This is a genomic window from Methanosarcina sp. (genome assembly GCF_028693135.1).
Classification (GTDB): Archaea; Halobacteriota; Methanosarcinia; order Methanosarcinales; family Methanosarcinaceae; genus Methanosarcina.
In genome coordinates, this window is record NZ_JAQUVZ010000077.1 from 1 (window position 1) to 10734 (window position 10734).

Below are 10734 nucleotides of genomic sequence, written 5' to 3' on the forward strand. Positions count from 1 at the left end.
AACTCCCTGAAACCTTTGTAAATTGCAGTAATATTTCCTGCGTTTCCTACGGGCAGGACAATTCTGTCAGGCACTTTGAAGCCGAGCTGGTCTGCAATCTCAAAGCCGATGGTTTTCTGGCCTTCCAGCCTGTAAGGGTTGATGGAGTTTAAAAGGTAGATCTTTTCCTGGGAACAAAGAGTGCGCACAAGAGCAAGGGCCTCGTCAAAGTTTCCGCGGATGCTGAGGACCTTTGCCCCGTGCATGAGGGCCTGGGCTATTTTCCCAAGGGCTACTTTCCCTGCCGGGAGCAGCACTATAACAGGGATTCCTGCTTTTGCCCCGTAGATTGCAAGAGCAGCTGAAGTGTTCCCGGTTGACGCGCAGGCAACGGTCTTCATCCCTAGCTCAAGCGCTTTTGTAACCCCCACGGTCATCCCCCTGTCCTTGAAGGAACCGGTGGGGTTCATACCCTCGTGTTTTACGTAGAGTTCTTTAATCCCTATCTTTTCGGCAAGACGATTGCATTTGTATAAAGGAGTCCCGCCTTCCTGGATAGTCACAGGCTCACTGTCGATCGGGAGGAGTTTGGCGTACTTCCAGACCGAAGGGCATTCGGTCTTCAGTTTTTCCATGTCAATTTTAATTGAGGAATAGTCATAAATAACATCAAGCAGCCCGTCGCATTTGCTGCAGGTATAGATCACTTCATCTTTGGAATACTCTGCACCGCATTCGATACATTTCAAATGATACATTAAATTGCTCCTGTGTATGATTATTTAGAATTATTCGGATACCAGGTTTCAAGTAGTACCCAATTTCATGTTAGTATTTATTACACGATTTCATGTTTTAGTATTATTACACGATTTCATGTTAGTTTATAAATACAACCCGGAGTTCAGGTCAGCGTAATCTGGATTTCGGATTAGTATAATATTGGAGTTTAATAATATTTTGTATCCTTAACACTTTACTTGCTTTTAAATTATACTATTTTTAGAATTATACTATATTCAGGATTTATAAGGGCTCCGGAACAGCTGTCTTCAATAAAGAATACTCGTCCCCATGGAAATTCAGCAACCCTGTGAGGTACTGAAGAGGATTTATATATCTACATTTGTTTTTTTAGAAAGTTTTTGGAACCAAAAAGACAGAGAAGGTTAAGAGTCTTAAAAGAGGAGGGAAGTTTTGGAATCCTGCAGGATCGGGTTTTTCAGCCCTGTTTCAATCAAGCTTGTATTCCGAAACTTCCTTACTGAGGAAATAGCCAAGGACCGTTCTTATAAACACGACCGTACCCAGCAGGAGCATTTCTTCCTGCGAGGGGTTCCTTACGGTTTCCAAGATATCGGCTGCAATGAAAAACTCAAGCCCGAAGACAATTTTGTTTGTAAGCTCTTTTCTTACCTGCTGGTAGTGGTAAGGTTTTTTCAAAATTTCAAGCAGGATAATCTCTGAAATTGCCCTGAGCCCTCCGTATATTATGAGAAGAGAGCCTACAATATTGAACAGAGCAGAGAATGCGTCCAGAAACAAGCCTTCAAAATATTCGAATATCCTTTTACCATCCCCTTAAAAGCTGAATCTTGAAATTCTGTAAGAAGCTCCCGAAAAACATTTATATCATTTCATTTTTTCGGGATAAATAGTCTTCCTGCATCTGCCCTTCAAGATGAAATAAGCGGGATTCTCCCCTACTTCAGTGGGGGAGGAATGCGTAAGCTCTCTTGGTTTTCGTTATCAGTAATCATTATTATACCCCCGCTGCGTATATTGCACCAGATAGCATCGACACTTCCAGAGTGGAGTAGGGCACTGCAATAAGCAGACAACAGCTTAAGTTGAGTCTACTATCATTGGAAACGGTTTTATCTGGTATAGGGTTGGCAACAACCTCGCCGAAAGTAACCTTTGAAGCGTCTCGATAGAACTGGGCTGCCATTCTCGTAAGAGAATTCAGGAGTGGTTCTTCCCAGGTCAACCAGCCATACGTATAAAATGATCCGAAACAGCGGGGATATACAAGCCCGTTACTTCAGTGATGGGTAGTTGACATACGATTTCAGAATAGATGCAAAAAAGAGATGCAAAAAAGCAGTATCCGGAAGGAAAAAATTATTTTTGGCTCCTTCCGGACAGGCTGTTTCTTTGGGCAGCTTGCTTCTCCTTTGTGAGTAATTTGTTTTTCCGAGAATTTTATTTCTGCACAGGTTTTTCCGACTGTAGAGCCTTAATTTCCCCATGTTCTATACTGTATGTTTTGACAGCTTTTGGGGCTCCAAGAAGGAGTTTTCGGGTCCTGTTATAGACGCTCGGGAATTTCTGGGAATCCAGTTCGGAAAGGAGGTCTGCCAGGATCTTTACCAGTGGGATATGATACTTTGATTCCATCTGGTCTATGTTTGCAAAGGCATTGAGCATGTTGACAGTGCTGTATTCGTTTACATGAGCCAGCTTTTTCAGGATTTCTGCAAAGAGAATCCTGCCTTCTGCGGTCTGGAGGGATTTTTTGCGGTTGCGGGCAAAGCTTCCGTAAAGGGCACGCTGGTCGTTTGTCTGTTCGATCCTGAAGGCGGCTGACCTTTCCATTTCCCTTACCAGTTCAACTGCATCAACACTGCTGTTATTTCCTATTACTGCAAGGAAGGCTTCCCAGGAAATAAGGTTCTGCTTTGATTCCGCTTCAAAGGCTCTCAGGACTTCAATCTTGTCAGGAGCCGAACTGTTAAGGTATGCGGCAAATGCACTCAATCTGTCTGTTGCACAGGCTGCGGTCTCAAACTGCTGTTTTATCAGGGTATGGATGTCGGGGGTATCGAGGGTTGCAAGGACTCCGAGACAGAGATTTTTAGCCTGCCTGCCCTTGATTACCCTTGCTGTTTCTTCAAGAGATGCATCCTTTGGAACCGAAGCATTTTCAAAGAAGTTGTAGGCAGAAATAAGGGAATTCCTATATTTCCAGGCAACTGCATTCAGAAGCTTCTGCTTTACGTCATAAAGAGCCTGATAGTGGTGGGCAAATTCTTCGTCTTCTACGGACTCAAAGATAATCAGGAACTGCCCTCCTGCCCTTTCAAGAAGCTGCCGGTCATTAAAGAGCCTGTAGTAGAGCTCTATAAAGTCTTCAGAGGGAGCTGAACCCGGAACTTTAAGGAGCCTCAGCTTTTCCCGATCCAGAAGGGTATAGAAGGCTGTAAACCTGCCTGTGATGTCGCTGTCTTTCCTTACCTGCAGCAGGAGCTCGTCCTGGCTTGCCCTGTAAATGAGTTTCCCGTAGAAGGAGTAGCCTCTGTTCAGGGAGAGAAAAGCAGGCAAGTCCACGTTTTCAACCGGAATTTCTGCAGTTTCCCCGCTTATTCTTTCCAGGACTTCGGCAAGGTCATTTCCGTTTTCGTCCACAAGGGCTGCCCTGAAGGGGAACTCCCAGGGCTTTCCTCCGGCAGGGACCTGCTGTTTGAGGAAGAAGGTAAACTTCCGGGAAGGCATATCGTATTCGGCTGAGACCTCGACTACAGGGAACTTTGTCTGCTTCAGCCAGGTTTCGGCCATTTCCTTTAAAGGCTGCCCACTTTCTTCTTCCATGGCTTCGATCCAGTCCTGCGTGGCTGCGTTTGAGTGGCTGAACTTTTTGAAGTAGCGGTCCAGGCCCCGGACAAAAGTGTCCCTGCCTATGAGGGTCTCGACCATGCGCACGTATTCAGGGGATTTGACATACGTAACGGCAGTGATCAGGTCATTTGGGTCATTAAAGCCGTCAGGGATGATGGGCATGGAAGCAGCTCCCGAGTCCAGGGCAAAAGTCCCTGAAGCCGGGGCAAGCAGGTCGAGCACCCTGCCGAGCCTCTGGTAATCCTCTCCGAAAAGGAAGGCGTGGTACTGCTCTTCCACATGCACGGTCACAGCTTCGTTTAACCAGATCTCAAAGGGGCTTTTTCCCGTAACCTCGGACCCGTTCTGGTTGTGGTAATATTCGTGCACCTTGACCCTGATCATGTACTCGAAAGCCGGGTCCGTGATCTGCTGGGTAGGCATTATGCGGTTTGTGGTAATCGTGGTGTTCCCGACATTTTCCATGCCCCCGAAGTCCGAGTTCTGCATCCCGATCTCCCTGTAGACAGTTCCCGTGTATTTGTACCCGGGTATGATGGCCCCGCTGAGTTTTGCAAGCTCTTTCCTGACCTGCTGGAGCTCTTCCAGCGTAGCCCCGGACTTTTCCTCAAGTTTCATATCCTCTCGCTTGCGGACAAGCTCCCAGAGCTCTTTCCTGACAGGCAGCTTATCTTCATCGAACTGCTCAGGCCCTGTAAAGAGATAGACCCACATGGCAGAATCATGCAGGATGTCAAGCGCTTTTTCGGCAGCTTCTGCGCTTGAGCCGGGCGGCACAAGCAGTTCCAGCATAAAAGTATCTCCATCCGGGTACTCAAATTCCCGCTTAAAAGTCGCATAAGTCCCCACGCCGAGGAAAAAGAGATATGTCGCCATCGGAGTAACGGAGTTTTCATAGACTATTTTGTCCCTGCCAGGCTTTACGGTGTGCCGCTCAACAACGACGTCCCCGTTTGTGATAAGGTTCGTGTACCTTGAATCCGCAATGATGGTTGTCCTGTAAGTGCATTTTGCACACATATCGTCAATGCACGGCACGATCTTCTGGAACCCCCACTGCTGGCACTGCGTGATCTGCTGCGGAGGAGCCCCTGCCGGCGTTTCATCGTAATACAGCCCCTCAAGGATATTTTTGGTCGGCCTGCAAACAGTATCCGTAACAACCGCAATATCAGTATGCGGAGGAATCACATCCATGAAATTAATTTCAAGAATCGCATCATCCTGCCTGTATTTGTAAGAAACCTCATACTGTATGCAGCTCACAGCCCTGACCTCAAGGTCCCTGCAGTTTAACTCCAGCTTCTCAAGAGGTGCATCCTTTGTCCTGACCCTTAAAATGGACTTCACATTAGTCCTGTCATCATAGACGTCAAACACCAGGTTCATATGTATAACATCAACAGTAAGTTCCCCGAAATCCTCAGGATAATATTTGTACAGCCTATTTTTCATAAAAATGTCACCGAGTAAATGTTATGAGAGTTATATTGTGGGATAGAAAAGGGAGGGATGGGATTTAAAGGTGTAGTTTGGAGGAGAGAGAAATGGATTATTTTCATCATATTTTGAACTTCATCAAAGTAATAAATTTAGCAAAGCTTATATCTGAGTAAACTAACTTACATTTAAAAAGTATTTCATTATTATTAGAAAATCAGACTTATGGATAGAATAAATATTCTCAAATTAATTGAAGAAGAACATATTTATTTGATAAGTTCAATTTTATTGATTTTTATAATAATTTTTGGTATACCAAGAGAGTTTGAAAATATAGCAGATTATACAATTTTCGTCTTTTCTGTGATCTTTTATTTGTTACTTAAAGAGATATCGAAAAGTTTTGTTATAAGAGATCTTTTTCTAAAGAATACTTTTGTTGAATCTGAAATGAATTTACGTAAAAAAGGTATTAAAAATAAGTATTCAGATCTGCCTGATAAAGGTAGGGAAGAAATAAAACGTATTGACATATATTCCAATAAATTCATCTCAGAATATATTCTTAGTCTTCTATTCATTTTCATATCAGTAATTTTGGTTCTCTTTAACTGTTTAGGTATTCTTCAGTTCAAGCCTCTCATAATACAAGTTTTCAATATACCTAGTATTATAGTAATTTTTTTCGTGCTAATTATCAATTTGATCTGTTTCGTAAACTCAAAAAAAGAAATTTCTGAGTATATCGTAAATCAAAATGATATATATATGTCTCATAGGGGATAAAATGGAAAAGATAGTACCTTTTTATGTGGAAGAGTTTGATATAGAGGAATTTTACAGTGTAGAATACATTCCAGTAAGAAAAATAGTCAATAAACAGTCTCTTTTTGTTCTTGGTACAAACAGCACTGGTAAATCTACTACTTTTGACGCTATAATTTACGCTATCTTTGGTTCGGATTTTATAGATCGACATATAAAGATTGCACACACTAAGATAATTCTTAGTAATGGGGAAAAATCTGTCGAAATTACGAGAAAATATAATGCTGAACCCAAGATCACAATTTTAACCTCTGGAGAGGAGATTAAAGGTTCAGAGCAAGTAAACAAAAAAATTTGCGAAATGTTAAACTTGCCTGAAAAACCCTCAGATGCTAAGAGGCTTATTGATGCTTTTAGAGTACCTCAAAAAGACGAAGATTCATTAATTATGAAATATAAGAATAAATTAGAAACTATCGTATTATTTTTGTTAAACAGTGCTGATTTTAATGAAAAGATCGAAGTAGTGGAACATAAAGAAAAAGAACTACAAAACAAATTAGAATTACTGAAAGTTCAAAAAAGCGAGATACTACACGATATCGAAGAATTTAATTTTAAGGAAAGAAGGAACAAAAATTATTATAGTGAGGTTAGAGAATTTATTGAACAATTTGAGTCTGGAGAGATAAAGAATACCATAAAAATATTAAAAGAAAATAAAGAAGTTGGAGAAAGAATTCGGGAGTTAGTGTCTTTAAAAACCAAGAAAAGTCAAGAGCTTTTTGAGAATGGAACTAAACTTTCTAGAATGAGAGAATATTATAATAAAGAATTAATGGAAGTTGTGAAGGAAACTATATCAGTTTTAATTTGTCCTGTTTGTGGAGATAAAATAAATTTACCTAATATTGAAAGTCGGAAAAAGAAATCAATGTGCCCTTGTTGTGGCAATGAGCAATATGATGGTGAAATTTACCAAATACTGAAAAAAGAAATCTCACATGCGAATGAAAAATTTGAAGAATTCTTGAAAACAGAAGAAGAACTTAAAAAAGACATTGAATTTATAAAGTCTGAGATAGACAAAATCAGCAGCGAAAAACTAAAAATAAATGTAAATTCTGTGATAATCCGAGTTATTGAAAACACTGGAGAGGAAGAAATAAAAAAAGAATATCAAAAACTTAAACTGGATCTGGAAAAATATGAATACTCTTTAAATGAGTCTAAGAATTATATTGAAAAACTAAAAAGTAAATTAGACAAAGTTGAAATAAATATAGAATCAATACCAAAAGAGATTGATAATCTACTTACCCTCAAAAGAAGTACAATTGACGAGAAAAACTCTACTGTTTTAAAAAGCTTTAATGAAAGATTAAATATTGTTTTCAGTAAGTTAATCTATCCCCTTCCGTATAAATTAAATCTCGAAAATGGACATCTTTTACTTGATACGGGAAACTCAATCAAAGATTGTTCTGATAAATATGCTATAGCCCTTTCAGACAAGAAGCTCATTGACATTGCTTTATGGCATTCGATATTGAATATTAATTATGAAAATAATATTACGAATATTAATTTTGGATTAATTGATGATGTTTTTGAAAATATTGATAATAATGAGATTGCACGAAAAGATAATTTATATTCTGTTTTAGGTTCTTTAAAAAAAGAATCTCAAATTATAATGTTCTCTATTAATAAAAAAGTAAACGAGAACTTGCAATTTGAAGAGAAAAAGTTGAATATCCAAATTAAACAAACTGAAATCATTAATTGGTGATAAATTTGGATAACTCCAGAGTCCTTCCTGATAAAACATACTGGATTTTTGATGTTGTCGATTTTGCTGAAAAAGTACTTCCCGAAGAGAGTCTTATAGGAAAATTGAAACTCGAAAAGTTAAACGTAAAAGTTAGAGAAGAACTGAGACAAGAAAACCTATATACTGATCAATGGACTTTTGTCAGAAACTTTAGAGGACCTACAGATCCTGGACTTTCCAGACTACTAGACAAATATCAAAAATTAGAATTATTTGAACTTGAAGAAATTAAAAATAAAACTGTAAGATATAAATTAACACAAAAAGGCAAGAAATTTAAGCAAGGGTATGAAAAATATTTCTCAATAATAAATCCGGATTTCCAAAGTATAAATTATCGGGTTCATACAATGCTTTCAAAAGAGATTAACAAATCTGGAAAAGAACTTGTTGAAACTTCAGAAGAGATTCAAGACATGAAGAAAAGGTTATTGGGTGAAAAGATTCCGTGAAACCACAAATCGACATTATTTAGGTGTTTACAAGTTATCCTCATCTCATATATTTGCAATAAACTAAATGCCGCCGGAAAAGCTTCCAGTTCCGCAAATCTCACTTTTATTGAAGTTTCCGGCTTTTTTCGCTTAATATTTACGAAGGCAGTTCCGGATAAGTTCTGGGGAACCGACCACAGCCAAAAAATAAAATTTAAGTTTTAATAATCTCCCCTGCCGCCTGAGAAGTTTCCAGCCCCGAAAATCTCACTTTTATTGAAGTTTCCGGCTTTTTTCGCTTGATATTAACGAAGGCAGTTCCGGGTAAGTTCTTCTGAGCAGCCGCCCACAGCCAAAAAATAAAAATTATCTCTTAAAAGTCTCCAGCCGCCTGAGAAGTTTCCAGCCCCACAGCTTGCTGAGAGGTATTCGACTGAAATAAGCCAGTTCATTTCAATGGAACAAGAAGCTGATTTTAAAGAAGTTGGGACTCAGTTTATTGTTACATTTAAGAGAAAACACTTTGAAGAAGTTGAAGAAGGAGATAGAGAAAAGGTCGGAGAAAAGGTCGGTGAAAAGGGGGTAGAAAGAAAGATAGAAGGGTGGTCTGAAAGGTGGTCTGAAAGGTGGTCTGAACTTAATGAAAACCAGCGTAAGATCCTTATTTCAATAAAAAACAAACCATCAATCTCAAAAACAGAACTTGCTGGGAAAATTGGAATAAATCCATCTGCAATCCAGAAGAATCTGGGCACATTAAAGAAAAAAGGTTTCCTCAAAAGAGTCGGGCCAGCCAGAGGTGGACACTGGGAAGTCGTTGAGGAGTGAGGAACTGGAGCCGTCTGTGGGGCTGCCTGAATATAACTGTTTTATTATATTTCCGGGCGGGCTAATCCCCTTTCTCCCTACCTACCGTTTATTCAGTTCTCTACTATTTTATCCCGCGACGATATCTTCAAAATCATAAAATCCTTAAACCAGACCCCTGAATGCAAAATCGTATGAGTGAGTGAATATATTTTTCAAGTCATTGACCCCACTCGCTCAACGCCCGACATATTTCAGGTTTTTTGTAAAAGGTTTCATGGTGGGGGCTGATGTGAAGTTATTGAAGTGAGCGTTTTCTGGAAAAAAAGAATTTGGTATAAAGGAAGTAATTTGTTATTGCTCTTCCTCTCTATGAATAACAGGTTTACCCATTGCTTTTTCTATCCGTTTCAGAATGGCTTTTTTACGGGTTTCAAAGAATTCTTCGAAATTATTATTCCTGATAAGCGCAGGTTCTATCACATGACTTGCAAGTATCTCATCCATTCTTAACTCATCAATTCCTGCTATTTTTTGAAGTCTTTCTATGTAAGAACTCGGCGCATTGCCACCTATAATGCGGTTGGTTTTTGCAGAAAGAGGGGTTTTGTTGATGATACTATTGTATTCATCCTGGCTGATTCCACAGTTTTTACACCAATCTTGAGGAAAGATGTGATGAACGTCGATGCTGTCATCAGAATAAGTCTGAATATCAATCGGCTCGCCGGTTCTAAAGTCTATACCTCCGTCTCTCATGAGAAGAGCATAAATTCCTTTGTACGCTGCACTGTTACGGGTTCTAAGTGTGTTGAGACGTTCCGGGTCAAAGCTTGCTTCTCTTACTGTTGTAGGTTCGGGACCTCCCTTAATCCATTCGAGGAGTTCAAGTAAATCTTTCGCAAAACGGGCCTCAACGGTACTTCCGTATAATTCTCCCAATACACCACACCAATACCACTGGAAAATTTTCTTTCGAACCCCGTCTGTGTCTGCTTCTTCACCTAAAACCGCAAGAGTAGCAGCTAATGGAGTAATCTGGGTCCTGTAGGGAATATCCCTGGACATGAATATGTTTTGAATATTAAGGAGCTTTGCAGCTTTTTCAAAACCTTGAGCTACCTTATCAGCATTTTCGGTGTATTCTTCAAGTTTCAATTTCAGAATATCTTTACGTTTGCAGCTGACGGCAGGAGCCTTTTCTTCAGTTTCTCCTTCCTCAAGCTTTTTCAATTTCCTTGCACGGGTAGCTAGAAGGCACACTGCTTGAAGGAAATCTGTGTTTTCTATACCTTGTAGCACGGAAGATTTCTTCAGGTGCTTATTACGGACTCTCTCCCAATCAACTCTGAGATTAAAATTATCCGCAGCAAAGGTTGCTGTAAGAAGTTCAAACACAGTAAGTGTTACACCGCCAGTATTGACTTTTTCAAAAACGAGACAGACCGCTTCTTTTGGTGTGCCATTGTTCATCATTATAAGGGGAATCTGATATTCCACAAATCGGCTGATTATTTCCTTTTCAAACTCGTTGAACATCATTATCTTGTTTTTTCCGTTCTCTCTATTCCACCAGTACTCCTGATACGCCATTCGCCAATTAGAGCTATCAAGAATCTGGTTGAGTGGGAATAGACCTGCTTCAAACTCATTCTCAGGTGTGGAGTAATCCTCAATAGGCTCCCCTCTGAAGTTTCTGACAAATCTATCTTCAGCGATACTCCGTGTCAAGGGCGGTTAACTTTTTTCCATTTTGGGCGGTCTAGAATTTTCCAATCTTTTTATATAAAGTTTACTCAATTTTCTAAAATTTCTGTAGAATTATGATGTATAAATCCTGTTTTTATACCC

General features: G+C 39.7%; 8 protein-coding genes. 3 read left to right on the forward strand and 5 right to left on the reverse strand.

The genetic code is table 11. The annotated features are described in order from the left end of the window. The 3 genes from thrC to PHF18_RS17640 form a co-directional block, all read right to left on the reverse strand. A partial coding sequence (thrC, locus tag PHF18_RS17630) for a threonine synthase (protein WP_300104980.1) occupies positions 1-737 on the reverse strand: 737 nt, incomplete at its 3' end. Between the two features lie 475 nt (positions 738-1212). Then, on the reverse strand, positions 1213-1524 hold the full coding sequence (locus PHF18_RS17635) for a DUF1622 domain-containing protein (RefSeq protein ID WP_300104981.1): 312 nt from the start codon (positions 1522-1524) through the stop codon (positions 1213-1215). A gap of 660 nt (positions 1525-2184) precedes the next feature. Further along, positions 2185-5052: a M1 family metallopeptidase gene (locus tag PHF18_RS17640; RefSeq protein ID WP_300104982.1), complete on the reverse strand. Its 2868-nt coding sequence runs from the start codon at positions 5050-5052 to the stop codon at positions 2185-2187. A gap of 775 nt (positions 5053-5827) precedes the next feature. On the opposite strand from PHF18_RS17640, the gene PHF18_RS17645 reads away from it, so the two are divergent. Beyond that, positions 5828-7600: a hypothetical protein gene (locus PHF18_RS17645; protein ID WP_300104983.1), complete on the forward strand. Its 1773-nt coding sequence runs from the start codon at positions 5828-5830 to the stop codon at positions 7598-7600. 5 nt (positions 7601-7605) lie between these two features. After that, entirely contained in the window at positions 7606-8094 is a 489-nt protein-coding gene (locus PHF18_RS17650) for a hypothetical protein (RefSeq protein WP_300104985.1), read from the forward strand. Positions 8095-8381: 287 nt separating this feature from the next. Here the strand turns inward: PHF18_RS17650 and PHF18_RS17655 are convergent, their stop codons facing one another. Beyond that, entirely contained in the window at positions 8382-8528 is a 147-nt protein-coding gene (locus PHF18_RS17655) for a hypothetical protein (protein WP_300104987.1), read from the reverse strand. Between the two features lie 4 nt (positions 8529-8532). Here PHF18_RS17655 and PHF18_RS17660 point away from each other — a divergent pair, with 4 nt between their 5' ends. Beyond that, a complete protein-coding gene (locus tag PHF18_RS17660) occupies positions 8533-8904 on the forward strand; it encodes a winged helix-turn-helix transcriptional regulator (protein ID WP_300104989.1) in 372 nt (123 codons plus the stop codon). A gap of 333 nt (positions 8905-9237) precedes the next feature. On the opposite strand, the gene PHF18_RS17665 is transcribed toward PHF18_RS17660, so the two are convergent. Then, complete coding sequence (locus PHF18_RS17665) at positions 9238-10614, reverse strand: hypothetical protein (protein ID WP_300104991.1); 1377 nt, start codon at positions 10612-10614, stop codon at positions 9238-9240. Positions 10615-10734 lie beyond the last annotated feature (120 nt).